This is a genomic window from Pedobacter sp. ASV1-7 (assembly GCF_040203335.1).
Taxonomy (GTDB): domain Bacteria; phylum Bacteroidota; class Bacteroidia; order Sphingobacteriales; family Sphingobacteriaceae; genus Pedobacter.
On sequence record NZ_JBEHBV010000003.1, the window covers coordinates 98,151 to 116,993 of the forward strand.

The following is an 18,843-nucleotide window of genomic DNA, read 5'->3' on the forward strand; positions in this document are numbered from 1 at the left end:
TTAAATCCCCGCCTCTACAAAAGTGAACATCCACTTCTGAGGGTTTTTCCAATCTTTACCCTTCAATGATGCTACTGGTAACTTAATCAATACCTTATTCCATCCTTTCTTCAGATAAATCTTTGTCGGCTCCCTGTATTCGTAACCTTCGTCGACTAAAGGAAGTTCCATATCTCCTTTAGCTCCTGCTTGTTTCCATAATGGAGGCGAAACAAGCTGGTCATTTACATAAACCTGACTAGCCCTATTGTCCCAGGCACCCTTTTCAGGTGAATCTGATGCGTATGAGCGCGAAATATTGTTGAAGCCAATCCAGAAATTTCTGGCTTCATCTTTATCACTCCATATTATTCGTGCTGCATACCAGGTAGTATTCTCCTGCGGATCATCCAAAATACCCTTTACCAATGGTGTCCACCAATGTCTTAATATTAAAGTACCGCCGACTGCATTTAAGTTTGCCGGTGCTGTCTGAATATTAAAATTCCTGTTTTGTGGCGGGAAAGTTTTACTTAAATCACCTTCGTTTTTAAATGGCCCGAAAAGTTTCCAATGCACATCAGATTGTCTAACATAAGGGAAAGGAAATTTGGCAAAGTACAATGCTTTATGTGCCATTAAACGATTTTCAAATTCGGCAAAAGTCTTTGCAGCAATTGTTCCTGGTGCTCCGATATCGGCAGTCCAGCCAGGGGTACCACCACCCCTCCAGCTCCTTTCTGCAAAAGCAAGTATTGCAGGGTAAACAGGATTCTGGATCATTACATCATGCGGACTATTCACCCGTCTGTCTGGCCAGGCACACATGATTGCACCTAGTGCCGCGTCATTGCCTTTATCAAGATTACAGATCTGTCTGTTAAATATCGTTACCACACTTTCCAAAGGATCCATATGATTGATGTAAAGATGTCTGGAATCGATGTATTTGATATTTTTATTATTGCTTACTTTAGTCGCTCCCTCCATCCATAACTGCCTGATGGTACTTTCAGTAAAATTACCTCCAGGTTCCCAACCGATTACCTTTTTACCTAGTTTCTCTATTAATGCTGTTACTTCTGGCAAAAAGTTTTGATTGGTAATTTTCACTTCATCTGCGCCTATATGCAGATAAGGTAAATCGTAGGTATTGCAAAATTCTGTGATGATATTTTTTACTATAGCGAGGCCGCTATCACTTTGCATATCCGTTTTCATAGCCCTTTTAAAAGCTGCGCTATGCCCTGGCATATCTATTTCAGGTATCAGCAAAATATGCCTGTCTTTACAATAGCTGATCAACTCTTTTAAGTCTTTTTCTGTGTAATATTCTCCCTTATTACGCAGCATAGTTTCCGGGTCGGTAAGTTGCGGGTACAATTTACTCTCTAGTCGCCAGGCAATATCTTCTGTAAAATGAAAATGAAATACGTTCAATTTGTATTTTGCCATCATATCGATCTGCTGTTTGATCAATTCCATTGGCACAAAATTTCTTCCAGCATCAATCATATACCCCCTCCAATTGAATGCAGGCCAATCAGTAATTTCGCATACTGGTATTTGTTTATCTTTGCGAACAAGTTGTTTTAAAGTTTCCAATCCGTAAAAAATCCCGGCCCCACCTGAAGCAGTAACCACTATGTTTCCAGGTGTTACGGCTAAGCTATAAGCTTCCTTTGTAGATTTTACAGTTTTAATCTCGGCTTGTTTAAGGACAATCAAACCAGTTTTATAAGCGGAAACACTGTTCTTAATGAGCGCATGTATGCCTATACTTTTAAGGTATTTTTGCAACTGTAAAGCCTCTTTGAAAAAAAGATTATTGTCTACAACGATGACCTTACAGTTTTTAAGATTAAAAAGACCGGCTTTAACCGTCATCTTCTGTGGCATAGGGATCAGACTGGCCTGCGACTTTACAGGAGACTGTGCTTTTACTGTATTGATGGTCATCATTAAAACACCAAGACAGCTTACAAGAAAGATAATTTTCTTTTTAATCATTTCTTAATGCACCTTTATGGTTGCTAGTTCAGCAACAGGTTGATTTAAAAATTCATTTAATAAAGTCATGCAATACCACTCCTGTCTTGGCAAGTGAAACGGACCTTTGAACATATTTCCTTTAGCGGTTTGTGCTAAACTCCCATCTCTATGCAGATAACCGAACCATTCACCATTTGCTGCATCATGGAAGTGCTGATAAGAATAATCATGTACCATCTTGTGCCATTCAGCATATTTTTCATCCCCGGTAATGGTGTAGGCCAATAATGTAGCTATAATCACCTCATTATGTGGCCACCAGAACTTCATATCCTGCCAATATTCCTGCACTGGTTTATTGTACACATCTTTAAAATACATGATACCTCCATGCTCTTTATCCCATCCACGTTCCCACATATAATCAAGCATTTTACAACCCAACTTAATCAATCTGGGATCATTATTTCTATATTTTGCTTCATGAAGAATAAACCAGGCACCTTCAATAGCATGGCCTGGATTTAATGTTCTGCCATCAATATGGTCAATAATACCACCATCAGGAGCAACCTGCTCCATTACGCAACGGATGTCATCCTTTACAAAATAGGTTTCGATTTCATTGATCCATTTGTCGATCCATTCATCACACCGCGGATCTCCAATAGTTTCTCTTAACTGCTGAGCTGTATTCATCATGATCATGGGCACTCCAATTCCTTTTGCAGGTCTTGTATCTGTGAATTTACCTGGTAAAATACCAGGTGTAGTCGAATATTCGATACACTTTCCAAACAAATAACGAGCCCGTTCTGCAGCAGCTTCATCTCCACTTGCTTGTGCATAAGCCGCATTAGCAATCACAGCAAAGGTTTCGGAAAAATAATAACGACGTTTACGAATAGGTCTGCCATCACGGGTAACATGGAAAAACATCTGTCCATCTGTATCAAAACAGTACTTGTTTAAAAAATCTATTCCAGATTTTGCAGCATCCAGCCATTCTTGTTTCTGCTCAACTGTATTATACAAAGTTGATAACAGCCAGGCTGCACGTCCTTGTATCCAAACCGCCTTATCATCATCAATCAGGGTTCCATCCTGATCCCGCATCAATAAGTAACCACCATATTCCTGATCAATTGACCTTGGAAACCAAAAAGGCACTGTATCATTTAATAACTGATGGCTGTAATAAGCCTTAAGTTGTTCTAAATCCTGTGATGTATAGCTCATTTTGAATATTTTTAATTGACTATAATTGAAAATGTAGAAGCTGGTAAGCCTGCTTCATTAGTTAAATTTGCACGGGTAAATGGTTTCCATGCATAATCTACTTTTTTAATATGCTGTCCGTTAGGTATGCTTAATCGTATTTGTTTATTCACAATCATTGCCTTTACAGGAATGATGTGCTGTCCTTTTTCTGTTACCAGTTCAAAGCCTGTAAGGGGTAATTTATCAGCCGTTAACAACTTGTCGCAGTCTGTAAATGAAATCAACACTTCGTTTTGCTGTTTTTTAGCACTCAATGCCACGGGCCCAGATGCGCGTATAGACTTATTGTAAGTATTTTTTAACGCCAGTAAGGCGAGTCGCTCGCCAACCTCTTTCTTTCTTGTTGGATGAACATCAAGAGAATCGCCCAGATCTGAACTTACTGCCATACCTGAATTTGGAATACTTAACTGAAGTTTGCGTTGCGCATCTCTAAAATATGGCCATGATGGCCTGTCTATACTAGAAAGCTGTACAAAATAAAAAGGAAAATTATATCCCCATTTCGCTCTCCAGCTATTAACTAAGACAGGAAAAGAATGTTCATATTGCTCCACATTTTGAGCATTGCTTTCACCCTGATACCATAGGACACCTTTAATAGGAAAATTAGTTAGCTGTGCAATACCAGCCTCATAATTGTAAGCAGGCTCATAAGGGTGACGCTGTTTTACCTTAGCTGCTTTTTTTAAATTTACGTCTGCACGACCTCTGGCCCATTCCTGTATGAAGTCGGATTTACGCCAATCTGTAAGCACATCAACCAATTGCTCATCATGTTCCATGGTGTAACGATCTATCCATGATTCAATGATCGAACCACCGACAGCAACTTCTATTAATCCTACAGGAACAGCTTCATCAACTGCGATCTTTTTCCCAAAATAATAGGCTACTGCAGAAAAATCTGCGGCTGAAGCTGTATTTGTTGTTTTCCATTCGCCTTTAAAGTATTTAAGCTGATTGATCTTTTCAAGTGTTGTAGTATCCCAGGCAACATTATTAGTTTCTGCTATCGGATTATATTTCAGCAATCGTAACTGAGGGTTGATTTTTAAATTAGCAAGTTCTGCCTTTCCTGTTGCTGCAGCTTTTAAAGGGAAAGCCATATTAGATTGCCCGGAACATAACCATACATCACCCACTAAAATATCTTTTATTTCAAGACTAACATTATCAGAACTTACCTTTAGCAGATAGGGACCGCCGTGTGTCATTGCAGGGAAAGACACTTTCCATTGTCCATCAGCATCTGAAATTGTTCTAAGCTTTTTATGATTGAAAACAACCTCGATATCTTGATACGCATTTGCTGTACCATATACAGGAATAGGCTTAATACGCTGCATCACCATGTGATCAGTAAATATTGCAGAGAGTTTTAACCCACCATAATTGCCACTTAATTTTTCATATACAGTTTGAGCGATAATAGCTGCCCCCTCTTTATCGGGATGAAGATTATCGGCAAAAAGATCTGGTCTGTTGTGTAGCGGCTTATTTAAGTCAATAATCTGTGCCTGATTTGCTTTTGCGATTACTGGAATGCTTTGTTGAATTTGCCAATACCAATCCCTGGTCCCCGACTTAAACCTAGGGTGGCCGTTAAATACAGGCGTAAGCTTACATATGTAAAGTTTAACCTTAGGGTTTTGTTTTTTTAGGGTATCCAGCAGCCAGGCATAATCAGGTTCAAAATCATCTTTATAATCCGGCCAGTTGCGAGGATCTGTATCATTTAAGCCCAGGTGTACGATAGCAATATCTGCTTTAAAATCCATTGCTGCATCAAATTCCTTGGTTTTAAAATATGGCCTATGCCCTTTTTTTAACAGTGTAGCACCACTCAAACCAAAGTTTTTCACCTCATATCCATTTCTCATCAACTTTTGCAATACTGCAGGATAGGCTTCCGTAGCAGGGTTTTTCAAACCAGCACCAAAAGTTACTGAATTTCCAATACAAGCTACTTTTACAGTTTGCGCTGTAGCCATAGCCTGCATCAAAACGATCAGGAATATCAGACTTAAATTTTTAAGCATTTTATGAATTGTTGAGATCCTGTTTTATCACTTAATGATATCTTTGACAGGGATTTTCACAAATAGCATACTTCTTATTCCTTCATATAAAATACCCAGGGTTTGGTCATCTATTTTGGTAAGGGCCGAGTATCCATAGGATTTACGCTCATCAAGGTATAAAAGGTTTGCTGGCTGCCAACTTTCACCCAAATCTAAACTAGCCTTAATGGTCGTATGCGCTCTTGGTGATTTTGAAGTATTCAGGTTACTAAAGAATAACACATCTTTCTTTGCTCCCTTAACATTTACATCTGCTTTAATGAAACTTGCCATACATACCGGATCAGGTAAAGCACTGTAAGAAGTAGCATGTTCCGTCCAGGTTTGCCCCATATCAGTCGTAGTTGCTACGCTTCTGAACTTGCCCCTGTTATCTCTCATATTCAACATCAATGTTCCTGGGGTAGTTTCTACAAGCTGACTTTCGGTTGTGTTTGATTTAGCTCCCACACCAGATTTCCATGTTTTGCCATGATCGTCGCTATAAACTAAAGTTGAGTATGGCATTTTTACTGCATCCCAGTATTGGGCAGGGAAAACAATTTTTCCATCGGCCATTGCAATTCCATTACCCGGGCCAGGGAAAAATAAACGCCATTCTGGATTTTTCACTTGTGAAGTGATACTATACGGCTTACTCCAGGTTAAACCATCATCAGTACTGCTACATACAATGAACTGTCCCGTTTCATCGGGTGTTAAACCAGGTCCTGATCCTTTAATAGATTTATCCCCTTTACTCCATAAAGCCGAAACCCATATAGTTTTAGTAACCGGATCAAAAAGTATAGATGGATCACCGGCACCACTATTATCTAATGGACCACCCATATCCATAATATTTTTCATTCCCTCCCAGGTTTTACCACCATCTGTACTTCTGCTCATGCCCACATCTATATTTCCTGGAAGATCTACATCATTATCGTAACGGATATCATAAACTGAAATCAGGGTTCCTTTATCGGTGGTGATGATCCCTGGGATACGGTACGTATGTACACCTTCATCCATAGGTTTACGCAATGCAATTCCAAGGTAACGTGATGTTACCTCATTTTGAGTTACTTTATAAGCCAAGCCAGTTCCATCATTCATCTGATCTGCTTTGATGGTTAGTTTATGATCAATATCTGCATCATCTTTTAGCGTAACGCTTAACCATAAATTGTGTTTTCCAGCCGTCAATGCAGTTGTAAAAGGGATAACAAATTTACTTGAAATCGTTGCTGTACTACCTACTAAGGTGCTTTTGGAAATATCTTCCTGATCATTACCAAGGTAAAGTTCCAGTTTTGCAATAGCTTTCCATCCATCAGCAGCAATTGTACCTTTCAATTGACGATAATTGATCTCCTTCCCTTCTGGAATAACAAGCTCAAAGCGTAAATACGGATTGGTTTCCATACGTTTAAAAATCGGATTTACCGTTGGCTTAGCAATAATTGTGATGGCATCCTTACCCGTTCCATTATAAACTTTATCAGCACAAGCTGATAAACTTAATATAGCGAGGAGCAAAAAGCAATTGAATATGTGATGTGTCTTCATTAGAATATATTTTAAAATTATTTAAGCGCTGGCATCAGCGAAGTCATTATTTTTCGGCTTCAAGAAATAAAGCTGTACAAGCAAAGCAACCAATACAATACCGGCTAGCATGGCGAAATCTTTACCCAAATGGCCGGCATCGGTTGATTTCCCTAATAAATCGGTAATGTAAGCTCCAGAGAATACGCCAACCATATTCATAAGCCCGTAAGCTGTTGCACGGTATTTAGCCGAGACAAACTGACATAGGATAGGCATATTATTGGCATCAAACATTCCAAATCCAACCCCAAAACACACCGCAGCACCTACAACATGGAAAAGTGTATGCCCGAAACCAAGCAATAACAATGAAGGAATAGTTAATCCCAAACCTATTGCACTGGTGTATATCCTACCTTTCAGATTTTTCTGTACCCATCTGTCTGATAAAATCCCCCCGGTTATAACACCAATAAAAGATGAAACAGCAATAGTTATAGTAGATAATGGGCCAGCTGTAGCCATTGGAATATTTAAGTTCTGTGCAAAAAGTGTTGGTAACCAATTTTTAGCAGCCCATCCTGGTAAGCTTGGAACAGCGAAATAAAACAGGATAATCCAAAATGAGATATTGGTAAAAAGTAATCCCAATCCTTTAAACAGAGATGGCTTCACCTTTATCTGATCAGTTGTTACATGTTCTCCTGATATTTTTGCCTCTCTTAGGAAAAATACCAGTACAAAAGCATAGAAAATACCAACTATTCCAAAATAATGAAAAGTGGATTGCCAGGAATATTCAGCAGCAATGGTAGCTCCAAAACCACCAAGCGCTTGTCCCATATATAAACCCGTCATATGGATACCTATAGCAAGAGACCTTGTTTTTGGAGAATGGAAATCAGCAATCAAGGATAATGCTGCAGGAATATATAAAGCCTCACTAACACCCATTAATGCACGTAACCAATAAATCTGGTTGAAAGTCTCTGCATAACCCATCATATAAGTAACGGCCGACCATACAAACAAACTACCTACGATTAACCATTTTCTATTGAACTTATCGGCAATAATCCCAGATACAGGACTCATAAACCCATATATCCACAGGAAAATAGCCATCAGGTAACCAAAGTTAGTGGCCGATTGCAATTCGGCAATATCCAGTTGCATAGCTGGTTTCATGGTTGACAACATTTGCCTGTCCATATAATTCAGTAATGCAACAACCCAAAGTAATCCTACAACAACCCAGGCATATCTACTTGTATCTTTCATCTCATTTTGGTCTAAAAAAATTGCTTAGTTTTTAGTTTTAGATATTATTGTTTTATAGTACCTAACATTACGTTTGGCGTTCGTATACCTGGTTTTACTTCTCCATTAGAAAGAACAATCTTCCCATCCCACAATGTGGCTTTTGTGGTAACCTGAGCAAGAAAAGGCAAGTCGCCAATCTTAGTCCAGGTATTGGTTAAGGTATTGTATAACAACATCCCCCGGTAAAACCCTTTATGATTAATATTTAGTTCATTCTTCTCTTTTGTGAGCTTTCTTTTAAGTTCATCATTACTGCTTTTGGCAATTTGCGAAAGGTAGTTCTCTATTTTATTGAAAATCTTTCCATCATCTCCACCCGTAATCAGGATAAAATGATCTCCTATACCAACACCTGCTCCTGCAGAAAAGTTAGTTACATTTTTGCCATCACTTATTGGTGCAGCATCTCTCCATTTTTGCTTTTCAAAATCAAAAACAAAAGTGCTGTGATGCAGGTTACTGATTCCCGATGAAGTTTTAGCTCTCCCCCCTATCATATAAATACCCTTCCCATGGTTGTATTGCTGAACCACTACTACGGTATTAGCTAATGCAACAGGAAGATTGGGCATATTTTCCCATTTTGCGTTTTCTTTGGAAAGGTCAAGGCTTAAAAATGCATTTGAAGACTTATTTTGTAAATCACCTCCAACTGCATATATGATATGACCAATATTAGTTAAGGCAATATTGGTTATAGCGACAGGCAGATTTGGCAATTGTTTTATAATAACATCTTCACTAGCATCATCCCAGTTTAATAGATAGACCCGGTTTGAAAAACCATTATTATTTTCACCACCAGCATAAACAATCCCCTGTGGTGTTGATGTATAACCACAATAACCGATAGGTTCCGGCAGTTTAGTTTTTACAACCTTATTCCAAAAATGTCCCTCAGTAGTTTTTTGCAGTACATGAATCTCGTTGGCATAATGCTTCTTACCACCGTCCCAAGGCATTTTGTCAGGGAAATTTGCACCTCCCGCCACAATAAGCACATCATTATCGATTGCATTAATAGCTCCGGCAAAACCCAGGGAGCGATTTCCATCGCTATCTTTTAGTTCAGCCGCAAGCGTCCATTCCACACTTGGTAGCTTTGCTTTTTGCGCAAAAGCAGATTCAGTAATTAACATGATATATAAGGATAGGAAGATGTATTTGTACATTTTTTAAAATTTAACCAATCTAGCCGACTGATTTAAAGTGATCAAAGCCCAGGGCTTCAACATCCTTTTTAAACAGCACTGATTGAGTTTCATTCATATTTTTAACTGGTAATCTAAATTCACCGCAGTTTAAGTTAATCAATTTCATGTAAGCTTTGCCTACAGAAATACCACCATATTTCCCTAACAACCGGATCATATCAATTGCTTTTTGTTGCAATTCGCGAGCTTTTACCAGATCATTAGCATTAAACGCATCAATTAAATCATAATAAAGAGGGGCTGCATAATTAAAAGTACTACCAACAGCTCCTTTTGCACCCAATACTAAAGCAGATAACATGTTTTCGTCACGTCCCCATAACATGTCGTATTTACCATCTTTAAAGCTCATGCAACTTTGAAAATCCATAAAATCTTCATGGGTATATTTGATACCCGCAAAGTTTGGAATTTTACCATCAACAGCATGTAATAGGTCGATCATTGCATAATTACCACCCGTTAATACAGGAATATGGTAATAATAAAAAGGCATTTCAGGAACTACACTTGCAATCTCTTCACAAATCTGGCCCAGCACTTCTGCATTTGCCGGTTTAAAATAAAATGGTGAAGTAAAGGAAATGGCATATAGTCCGATCTGACTTGCATATAATGCCAGATCTTTACAATCGGCAATACTTGTGCCTCCTAAAAGCATCATTACCTTAAAATCATCATCATCATCGGTACATTCTGCCCATTTAGCTGCCACTTCTTTCTTTTCCTGATTGGTCATAGATACACCTTCTCCGGTAGATCCACAAATAAATGCGCCCGTAACGCGATTTGATTTTAAGAAATTATAATACTTAGGTATTAAAGATAAATTTAATTCCCCATTCTCATCCATTGGTGTAAATGGGGCGGCTATTAAGCCTTCTAGTTTTGAAACTATCATTTTGTGTAGATATTATTTGTAAAAAGATCGAGGCATCACTTTAATAAACCAGCAGCAGTTTTTAGACTGCTACTGATTAAACCAAAGGAAACAATATTTAAAATTGCGGATAACCGTCTGTTTGTGTCAAAGCTCTGTTATTGGTTAAAGAACCCCGGTCTATTGGCCACAGAAGTTTGTAAGATTCACCTGCAGATAATCCAGTGTTAGCATACACGTAGCTATCCCCCATACGTCTTAAGTCGTACCATCTTTTGCCCTCTCCTATAAACTCAAAGAAGCGCTCATTAAGAATTGCTGTCTTGATATCTCCATCACCAGGTAGATTAGGAAATCCCTGTACTGCCACATTGTAGTTAGCGCCATAAGCTCTGGCTCTTATTTCATTGATCTCTGCTGCCGGACTTTCGCCTAAAATCTCTTTTGCTTCAGCCATTAACAGCAATAGATCTGCATAACGGTAAATTGGGTAGTCGTTGGTGTACCTTCTGTTTCCAGCATCCTGTTGTCCTTGATACTTCCTTAAGAAACAACCTGCAATTCTGTATGTGCCTGCTGTTGGTGATGAATATGCTGCTTGTATTGACGCATCTCTACGGGTATCTTTATCACTGAATTTCCTATAAGTGGCTATCTTAATTGGTGCACGTAACAAACCTCCATAATTCTCAGAAGAAGTATTAAACTTGCGGTTTGCCAATGAATCATAGAAGTTAGCAATCAAACCTGATTGTGGTGTAAAGGACGTTGGAATAAATGACATCTCCGCTTCATTCAATTGATTTCTGCTAACCATTATCATTTCTTTATTTCCTTTTGCTGCAAAAACGTCTGCATAAGGAGAATTTAAAGGATTAGATGAAGTTGTAACCAAACCTAATCCAGGTATATTAGTTTTGATATCATTTAATGCAGTTTTAGCAATATTGGCATCAGTCATTCCTCCAGTTCTGTGTGCGGTCCATAAATAAACCTCTGCTTTTAACATTAAAGTCGCAGCTTTAGACCAGTAAGCTTTGGTACGTCTTATAGAATAGTCTACACCAAAATTATCAGTAGATCTATCTATATCTTCTTGAATCAATTTAAGCACATCTGCCGCCGGAGAAGCCGCTTTTGAAAGATTAAAGAGGTCCAGATTTGGTGCATCAATAAATTCAGTCTGGATTACGGTTTTTCCCCAGGTTCTATACATCTGGAAATAGTAGAAGGCACGCATTCCATAAGCTATACCTAAGTAGTATTTCTTTGCTGGTTCTGACAAAATTGTTCCGGTATTCAGCTTATTAATTAATAAATTCAGCTGATTGATATTGGTATAGAAAGTTCCAAAATTACTTACCCCCGCAGCATCCAAAGTTAATGTATGTAACCACATCCGCTCTAATCCCTGAGAAGCCTCACCTGTAAAGGAAGCTGTAGTCCCAGGGTCGTTACCATATATCCCTGAACGTAGTTCACCAAGAAACATAAAATTACCATTATGTCCGCGGAACTTACTATGCATACCTGAGACAAAGGCATCATATTGATCTGCATTTTTCCAATAAGTGTCATCACTTAAATTACTGATTGGTTTTAATTCCAGATCCTTTTTACAGGAACTCATGGTTACTGTGAGCAATCCTAAGATTGCTATTAAATTTCTATAATACTTTTTCATGACGCTTAACCTTTAAAATGAAACTTCCAAACCGAATACAAATGTTCTAGGCGTAGGATAAGTTCCTGCATATACACCCGTAATGTTATTATTAGCATCCATTGGTGCTTCTGGTGTTGGACCGGTAAAACCAGTTATATAAAACAAATTGCTTCCAGTAGCATAAACTCTGGTGTTATTAAGAAACTTAGTTTTTGCCATCAATGACTTAGGTAATGTATAAGAAAGGGTTACTTCTCTTAATGCCAGATAATCTCCTTTTTCATAGAATCTGGAATTGTTACTGTTTAATACAGAACCCGCATTATTTGCTCTGGTATAATTTTGTTTTGATCCCAGAACCTGATCAGCAAAGTATACTTTTGGAACATCGGTAACAGTGTTGGTTGGTGACCAGGATTGCTTCATTAAATCGATGTAATTAAATGTACCCTGATAGTTACCCATCGTTCTTGCCACTAAATCATTATAAATGGTATGACCTGTTGCGAACTCAAAACGAGTAGACAATGAAATACCTTTATAAGCTGCATTAGCACTAAAACCACCTGTCCATTTTGGCATAGTATTCCCCAGGTAAACCTGGTCTCTTGAGTCGATGATATTATCCCCATTTAAATCTGCCCAGTTCACATCACCTGGAGTGATACGACCGTTTGCTCCGGCAGGCAAATTTGGACCAGTAATCCCAGCTATTGCATCAGTTCTGTTTCCAGCTACACGAGCGACTTCTTCAGCATCTTTAAAAATAGAGACTTGCTTATAAGCATAAATATCTCCTATAGCACGTCCTTCTTGTATTCCACCTACCCATATAACCTGACCAGATGCCGGATCATATACTTGCAATCCACCTTGTCTGTTATTTTCATTCCCATTGAAAGGAAGTTGCAGCACTTTATTTTTTACAAAACTTGCATTAGCCCCCAAATTCAGTGTAAATCCACCTTCTGTATTTAATACTCTAGCATTTATCGCAACCTCATAACCTTTATTTTGTAAAGTACCCAGGTTTGTTTTTAAAGGAGGGTAGCCAATATAACTTGGTAACTGCAAGTCAGTTAAAAGATCAGAAGTTCTACGATCGTAATAATCAAACAATAAAGTTATTTTATCATTCAACAAACCTAAGTCCAAACCAAAATCAAGGGTTTTACTTTTTTCCCACCTAAGGTTTTCATTAGGCAATTTATCATGGAAAAATCCACCTAAACCATCATAATTAGCTGGAGAAGTATACACACCCTGAACATCATATTTACCTAAACCATTTATATTCCCATTCACACCATAACTTACGCGTGGTTTTAAAGTAGAAACATAATTTTTCAAACCAGTATTTTGGAAGAATGCTTCTTTATGTACATTCCATCCTGCAGATACTCCAGGAAAATACCCCCATTGATTACCTTCAGGTAAACTGGAAACTCCATCCGCTCTAAATACTGCAGTAAATAAATACTTCTGATCAAAATCATAAGCTAACCTGCTGAATACTGAATTGATCCGAAACTGAGATTTCTCACTATAATTTACTTTCGTTGTTCCTATAGTTGCCGGAAATACTGTTGAAGCGTTAATAGTAGGAATTTCATCAGTTGGCGCATTTTGTCCGTAGATTTGTGCATTTAATGTCTTGGTAAGAAATGTTTCAGCACCAACCATTGCATTCAAATTATGCTTTCCGAATTCTTTATTGTAATTTAAGATTCCATTAAATTGTGTTTGAAAATCTCTTCTACGTAAGTTAATTGCATCCCTGCTGCTACTGCTAATAGTTTGTGGGTTGGCAAATATGTTCGTATATAACTGTGTTGACTTTTGAAAAGACTCATCTAGCCTATCCAGTAAATATGCATTTCCAGTTCCTTTAAAGTACAAGCCTGGAATGATATCCCATTTTACTGAACCATTTACTACTACCTTATTTACCTCATTAGATCTATTCAATCTACCCAACCAATACAATGGATTACCATCATTTACACCATTACCAGGATTTGGAAGTGTCTTCGCTTCGTCTAACCAAGGGTTAAATGTTGGCCAGATAGCAAGATTTCTGTAAAGGTTATTTACCTCAGAACCAATTGCTCCGATCTGTGATGAGGTAGAAAGTGTTACACCTCCTCCCACTTCAACACTTGGTTTTACTTTATAAGAACCATTGATATCACCTGTATAACGTTTGTATTTAGATCCAACAATTACACCATCTTCATTATATGCATCAAAAGAAGCAAAATATTTCCCTTTATCATTTCCACCCATCGCACTTAGATAGTGGTCTTTAGTATAAGTATTGCGAAATACCACATCTTCAACTTCACCACCATGATCTTTAAACATAATCTGACCACCATATGGGTCATCCATAACTTCCCATCCTGCAGGTAAAGTAGTAGTTCCTGCAACGTATGACCTGATATCAAAAGTAGCCAGATTGGCTGCATCAGTTAACAAACCCAAACCTCTGGAGCTATTAACCTGTGCGAGTGTTCTATTTGCATTAAGATATCCTAAACGGGTATAATAGATATAATCTTTTGCTCCCAAGTATTGATATCCCTCTCTTCGTTGATTGTATCCACCTGTAAATTTGTAATTGATCTGTGCCATTCCTGCTTTACCAGTTTTAGTGGTAATTAAAATAACACCGTTGTTAGCTCTTGCACCATAAATGGCAGTAGCTGAGGCATCCTTTAAAACTTCCATTGATTCGATATTCTCTGAGGAGATATCATTATAATCTCTGATTACTCCATCTACAATTACCAATGGAGTACCCGGACTGTTAATACTTGCACCACCTCTAAGTGTGATTGTTGGGCCCGCACCCGGCTGTCCCGTTTTATTAACTACCTGCAAACCTGCAATTGTACCTTGTAAAGCGCTCCCCACATTTGATCGTGGTGCATTAGCCAATACGTCCTTGTCCAATTTAGCAATCGAACTTGTCACATTACGTCTGTTCTGCGTTCCATAACCTACAACCACCACCTCATCAAGATTAGCAGCAGCTGGTTTTAACACTACTTTTAAACTTGTACTGGCACCTACCTTAATTTCTTGAGTTAAATAACCCAGGTAAGTAAAGACTAATACATCATTTGCTGTAGCCTCTAAACTAAACTTACCATTCATGTCAGTTTGTGTACCTGCTTTAGTTCCCTTTACAGAAATACTAACACTTGGAATTGAGAGTCCGTCATCTTCTCCTGTAACCGTACCGGTCACTTTTTTACTCTGTGCGAAGACGCCTATAGAGAACAGCGAGCAACACAGCAAAATAAAGGATTTTAAATAAAACTGTTTCATACTATTGAGATTTGGTTTTAGCATTATGTATAACATAATAAATCTAAGGTAATGACTTTTTTACTTCATATGCAAGAAATATTTACTTTTTTTATCGAAATATCCTCAATACCATTATATTTGAGTCATAAAAGCATTTTTACTAGAAAAATATATTATAATACATAATAATGGAAAGCATAACCGAACCGTTTCAACCACTAGATACAAGCTCTCTGGTTGACAAAGTAGAAGCGAACCTTGTGAAACTACTTCAGGAAAAGAAACTTAGAGTGGGTGACACCATTCCTACAGAATTAGATTTATCTAAAACTTTAGGCGTAAGCAGAACTGTTACCCGTGAAGCCATATTGCGTTTAAGAATGATGGGATTGATTGAAACCAAAAAGAAAAAGGGATCTGTAATTACCAGCCCCGACATATTTGGCATCATGAGCAAAACAATGAACCCTCATGTTCTTGATCAGGATACATTAAAAGGAATATTTGAAATCAGACTTGCCCTTGAAATTGGTATGGCTGATTTTTTATTCCAACGCATTACACCTGAAGACATAAAAGAATTAAAAGAGATTGTAGAAAACGAGCCCGACACTGCTCAGAACTATATATTCCATATAGATCATGAAATAGTTTTCCACGGAAAGCTTTATGAAATTACAGGAAACGACACTTTAAAAACCTTTCAAAGGATGCTCTTACCTGTATTTGACTATGTGCACAACAGTGGACTATTAAAGAAACAAACGCAGATACAGAAATTTGTATCCCATAAAGGGCTTGTAGATATACTAGAGAATGGCTCCCCGGAATTATTTAGGAATGCCATGCGTAATCATCTTGAAAATCACTTTGCAAGGTTATTTGAATAACCTTGCTATTTCTTCAATATACTGCTCAATGAAAATTCCCAGTTCATCCTGGCAATATTGAGTACTGAAATACCTTGCGGGCATTCTACTTCACAGGCTTCTGTATTGGTACAATGCCCAAATTGCTCTTCATCCATACGTGCAACCATAGTAAGTACACGCTTTCTTGACTCCATTTTCCCTTGAGGCAATTTTGACAAATGAGAAATTTTAGCAGATGTAAACAATGCAGCACTCGAATTTTTACAGGTTGCAACGCAGGCTCCACAACCTATACAAGCCGCTGAATCAAATGCTGATTCTACTGTTTCAGAAGTAATAGGGATACTGTTGGCCTCAGGTGCCTGTCCGGTATTAACAGAAACAAAACCTCCAGCCATAATAATCCTGTCGAATGCAGAGCGATCAACTTTAAGATCCCGTTTTATAGGAAAAGCATGTGCCCTAAAAGGTTCGACATAAATGGTATCGCCATCTTTAAATTCCCGCATATGAAGCTGACAAGTAGTTGTATGCGCAATTGGTCCATGCGCCCTTCCATTGATCATCATGCCACACTGGCCACAAATACCTTCTCTGCAATCATGATCAAACTCCACCGGACGGTCTCCAGAAAGAACTAATTGCTCATTTAAAGTATCCATCATTTCCAGGAAAGACATATGTGAAACCACATTATCAAGCTCATAATCAACTAATTTACCCGGACTCCCCGAATCATTTTGTCTCCATATTTTTAAATAGATCTTCATAACGCTGGATTTGTTATTTATAACTTCTTACTGCTAGTTCAACATTCTCAAAATGCAGATGTTCTGGAATCAACACCTCTTCTCTACCCTCTCCATGCCATTGCCAGGCCGATACAAAACAAAAGTTTTTATCATCTCTAAGTGCTTCCCCTTCTGGCGTCTGATATTCTTCTCTGAAATGTGCGCCACAAGACTCTTCACGTGTTAATGCATCAACACACATTAGTTCTGCCACCTCCAGATAATCACTAATACGCCCTGCTTTCTCTAATTCACCATTCATTTCATCATCACCACCAGGAACTTTAACGTTTTCATAAAAATCATTTCGCAGATTTCTAATCTCATTAATGGCGTACGTCAGACCTTCCTTGCTCCTTGATAAACCACAATAATCATACAGTAACTTACCTAACGTTTTATGATAATCATCCACTGTTCTTGTACCATTCACAGCAAGCAGTTTCCCAATATGTGCACGCACATTTATTTCAGCATCAACAAATGCCTGATGATCTAAAGGAATAATTTCAGAACGGATCTCTCCGGAGAGATAATTAGAAATGGTATAAGGAGCTACAAAATATCCGTCAACACAGGCCTGCAATAAAGAGTTTGCACCTAGCCGGTTTGCGCCATGATCTGCAAAATTAGCCTCTCCCAATGCGAATAACCCCGGAACAGTAGTCATCAGTTCATAATCGACCCAAAGTCCACCCATTGAAAAATGGGCAGCCGGCGAGATCATCATTGGCTCAGCATAAGCATCAATGCTTGTGATTTTACGATACATATCGAACAGGTTACCATATTTCAGTGCAATTTTCTCCTGTCCCTGTTCTTTAATTGCTTTAGAGAAATCCAAGTAAACAGCATTCTTTTGCGCTCCTATGCCATATCCAGCATCAATTCTTTCTTTTGCTGCACGAGACGAAATATCACGAGGGGCCAGGTTACCAAATGCTGGATATCTCCTTTCCAGGTAATAGTCTCTTTCCGATTCGGGTATTTCATTAGGATCTCTAACATCATCCTTTTTCAATGGTACCCAAATACGACCATCATTACGTAATGATTCAGACATCAAAGTTAACTTCGATTGATAAGCACCTGATTGAGGCAACGAAGTAGGATGAATCTGCGTCCAACTTGGACAAGCCATCAATGCTCCTTTTTTATGTGCACGCCAAATAGCTGAAGCATTGCAACCCATAGCAAGTGTAGACAAATAATAAATCTTCCCAAATCCTCCTGTTGCTAAAATGACAGCGTGAGCGCTATGTCGTTCAAGTTCCCCAGTATCTAAATTCCGCACAATCACCCCTTTTGCCTTCTCATCCACAACAACGACATCCATCATTTCATGACGAGTAAATAGTTGCACACTACCCGCAGCCACCTGCCTCATTAATGCCTGATAAGCCCCTAGAAGCAATTGTTGTCCGGTTTGTCCCCTTGCATAAAATGTACGGCTTACCTGTACCCCACCAAAAGAGCGGTTATTCAAATAACCGCCATACTCTCTTCCAAAAGGTACTCCCTGGGCAACAGCCTGGTCAATTAATTGAGCAGAGCATTCTGCAAGTCGATATACGTTCGCTTCTCTTGATCGAAAATCACCTCCTTTTATAGTATCATAGAACATTCTATATACACTATCGCCATCATTTTTATAATTTTTAGCTGCATTTACTCCTCCCTGGGCAGCAACAGAATGAGCTCTTCTAGCTGAATCCTGAAAGCAAAAAGACTTTACTTTATAACCCATCTCAGCCAAAGAAGCAGCAATTGAACTACCTGCAAGACCAGTACCTACGACAATTACATTGATCTTTTTTCTATTGGCAGGATTCACCAATTTCGCATGATCCTTGTAAAAATTCCACTTATCCTTCAAAGGTCCGGGAGGTATTTTAGCATTCAGTTCCATAATC

At 38.4% G+C, this 18,843-nt stretch carries 12 protein-coding genes; 1 reads left to right on the top strand and 11 read right to left on the bottom strand.

The genetic code is table 11. From position 1 onward, the window contains the following. The 9 genes from ABDJ41_RS08400 to ABDJ41_RS08440 form a co-directional block, all read right to left on the bottom strand. Positions 1 to 1,989 (bottom strand): family 20 glycosylhydrolase, encoded by a 1,989-nt coding sequence (locus ABDJ41_RS08400; protein ID WP_349785482.1) that lies wholly within the window; start codon positions 1,987 to 1,989, stop codon positions 1 to 3. A gap of 3 nt (positions 1,990 to 1,992) precedes the next feature. After that, positions 1,993 to 3,210, bottom strand: coding sequence for an AGE family epimerase/isomerase (locus ABDJ41_RS08405; protein WP_349785483.1), 1,218 nt, complete (start codon positions 3,208 to 3,210; stop codon positions 1,993 to 1,995). Positions 3,211 to 3,221: 11 nt separating this feature from the next. Then, positions 3,222 to 5,294, bottom strand: coding sequence for a GDSL-type esterase/lipase family protein (locus ABDJ41_RS08410; RefSeq protein WP_349785484.1), 2,073 nt, complete (start codon positions 5,292 to 5,294; stop codon positions 3,222 to 3,224). A gap of 27 nt (positions 5,295 to 5,321) precedes the next feature. Then, positions 5,322 to 6,887, bottom strand: a complete 1,566-nt coding sequence (locus ABDJ41_RS08415; RefSeq protein WP_349785485.1) for an exo-alpha-sialidase — start codon at positions 6,885 to 6,887, stop codon at positions 5,322 to 5,324. Between the two features lie 21 nt (positions 6,888 to 6,908). Next, a complete protein-coding gene (locus ABDJ41_RS08420; RefSeq protein WP_349785486.1) occupies positions 6,909 to 8,150 on the bottom strand; it encodes an MFS transporter in 1,242 nt (413 codons plus the stop codon). 44 nt (positions 8,151 to 8,194) lie between these two features. After that, positions 8,195 to 9,364 carry a galactose oxidase gene (locus ABDJ41_RS08425; protein WP_349785487.1) on the bottom strand — a complete coding sequence of 390 codons (1,170 nt, stop codon included), beginning with the start codon at positions 9,362 to 9,364 and terminating at the stop codon, positions 8,195 to 8,197. 19 nt (positions 9,365 to 9,383) lie between these two features. Beyond that, positions 9,384 to 10,307: a dihydrodipicolinate synthase family protein gene (locus ABDJ41_RS08430; RefSeq protein ID WP_349785488.1), complete on the bottom strand. Its 924-nt coding sequence runs from the start codon at positions 10,305 to 10,307 to the stop codon at positions 9,384 to 9,386. A gap of 97 nt (positions 10,308 to 10,404) precedes the next feature. Further along, on the bottom strand, positions 10,405 to 11,970 hold the full coding sequence (gene nanU, locus ABDJ41_RS08435; RefSeq protein WP_349785489.1) for a SusD family outer membrane lipoprotein NanU: 1,566 nt from the start codon (positions 11,968 to 11,970) through the stop codon (positions 10,405 to 10,407). 12 nt (positions 11,971 to 11,982) lie between these two features. Then, complete coding sequence (locus tag ABDJ41_RS08440) at positions 11,983 to 15,285, bottom strand: SusC/RagA family TonB-linked outer membrane protein (RefSeq protein ID WP_349785490.1); 3,303 nt, start codon at positions 15,283 to 15,285, stop codon at positions 11,983 to 11,985. A 170-nt stretch (positions 15,286 to 15,455) separates the two neighbouring features. Here ABDJ41_RS08440 and ABDJ41_RS08445 point away from each other — a divergent pair, with 170 nt between their 5' ends. Then, on the top strand, positions 15,456 to 16,157 hold the full coding sequence (locus tag ABDJ41_RS08445) for a FadR/GntR family transcriptional regulator (RefSeq protein ID WP_349785491.1): 702 nt from the start codon (positions 15,456 to 15,458) through the stop codon (positions 16,155 to 16,157). Positions 16,158 to 16,162: 5 nt separating this feature from the next. Here the strand turns inward: ABDJ41_RS08445 and ABDJ41_RS08450 are convergent, their stop codons facing one another. Both ABDJ41_RS08450 and ABDJ41_RS08455 read right to left on the bottom strand, forming a co-directional pair. After that, a complete protein-coding gene (locus ABDJ41_RS08450) occupies positions 16,163 to 16,909 on the bottom strand; it encodes a succinate dehydrogenase/fumarate reductase iron-sulfur subunit (protein ID WP_349785493.1) in 747 nt (248 codons plus the stop codon). Between the two features lie 13 nt (positions 16,910 to 16,922). Continuing rightward, entirely contained in the window at positions 16,923 to 18,839 is a 1,917-nt protein-coding gene (locus ABDJ41_RS08455) for a fumarate reductase/succinate dehydrogenase flavoprotein subunit (protein WP_349785494.1), read from the bottom strand. Positions 18,840 to 18,843 lie beyond the last annotated feature (4 nt).

Excerpts from the sequence above, each read along its gene's own strand:
- ABDJ41_RS08400 (WP_349785482.1), bottom strand. The coding sequence starts at position 1,989 with ATGATTAAAAAGAAAATTATCTTTCTTGTAAGCTGTCTTGGTGTTTTA.
- ABDJ41_RS08405 (WP_349785483.1), bottom strand. The coding sequence starts at position 3,210 with ATGAGCTATACATCACAGGATTTAGAACAACTTAAGGCTTATTACAGC.
- ABDJ41_RS08410 (WP_349785484.1), bottom strand. The coding sequence starts at position 5,294 with ATGCTTAAAAATTTAAGTCTGATATTCCTGATCGTTTTGATGCAGGCT.
- ABDJ41_RS08415 (WP_349785485.1), bottom strand. The coding sequence starts at position 6,887 with ATGAAGACACATCACATATTCAATTGCTTTTTGCTCCTCGCTATATTA.
- ABDJ41_RS08420 (WP_349785486.1), bottom strand. The coding sequence starts at position 8,150 with ATGAAAGATACAAGTAGATATGCCTGGGTTGTTGTAGGATTACTTTGG.
- ABDJ41_RS08425 (WP_349785487.1), bottom strand. The coding sequence starts at position 9,364 with ATGTACAAATACATCTTCCTATCCTTATATATCATGTTAATTACTGAA.
- ABDJ41_RS08430 (WP_349785488.1), bottom strand. The coding sequence starts at position 10,307 with ATGATAGTTTCAAAACTAGAAGGCTTAATAGCCGCCCCATTTACACCA.
- nanU (WP_349785489.1), bottom strand. The coding sequence starts at position 11,970 with ATGAAAAAGTATTATAGAAATTTAATAGCAATCTTAGGATTGCTCACA.
- ABDJ41_RS08440 (WP_349785490.1), bottom strand. The coding sequence starts at position 15,285 with ATGAAACAGTTTTATTTAAAATCCTTTATTTTGCTGTGTTGCTCGCTG.
- ABDJ41_RS08445 (WP_349785491.1), top strand. The coding sequence starts at position 15,456 with ATGGAAAGCATAACCGAACCGTTTCAACCACTAGATACAAGCTCTCTG.
- ABDJ41_RS08450 (WP_349785493.1), bottom strand. The coding sequence starts at position 16,909 with ATGAAGATCTATTTAAAAATATGGAGACAAAATGATTCGGGGAGTCCG.
- ABDJ41_RS08455 (WP_349785494.1), bottom strand. The coding sequence starts at position 18,839 with ATGGAACTGAATGCTAAAATACCTCCCGGACCTTTGAAGGATAAGTGG.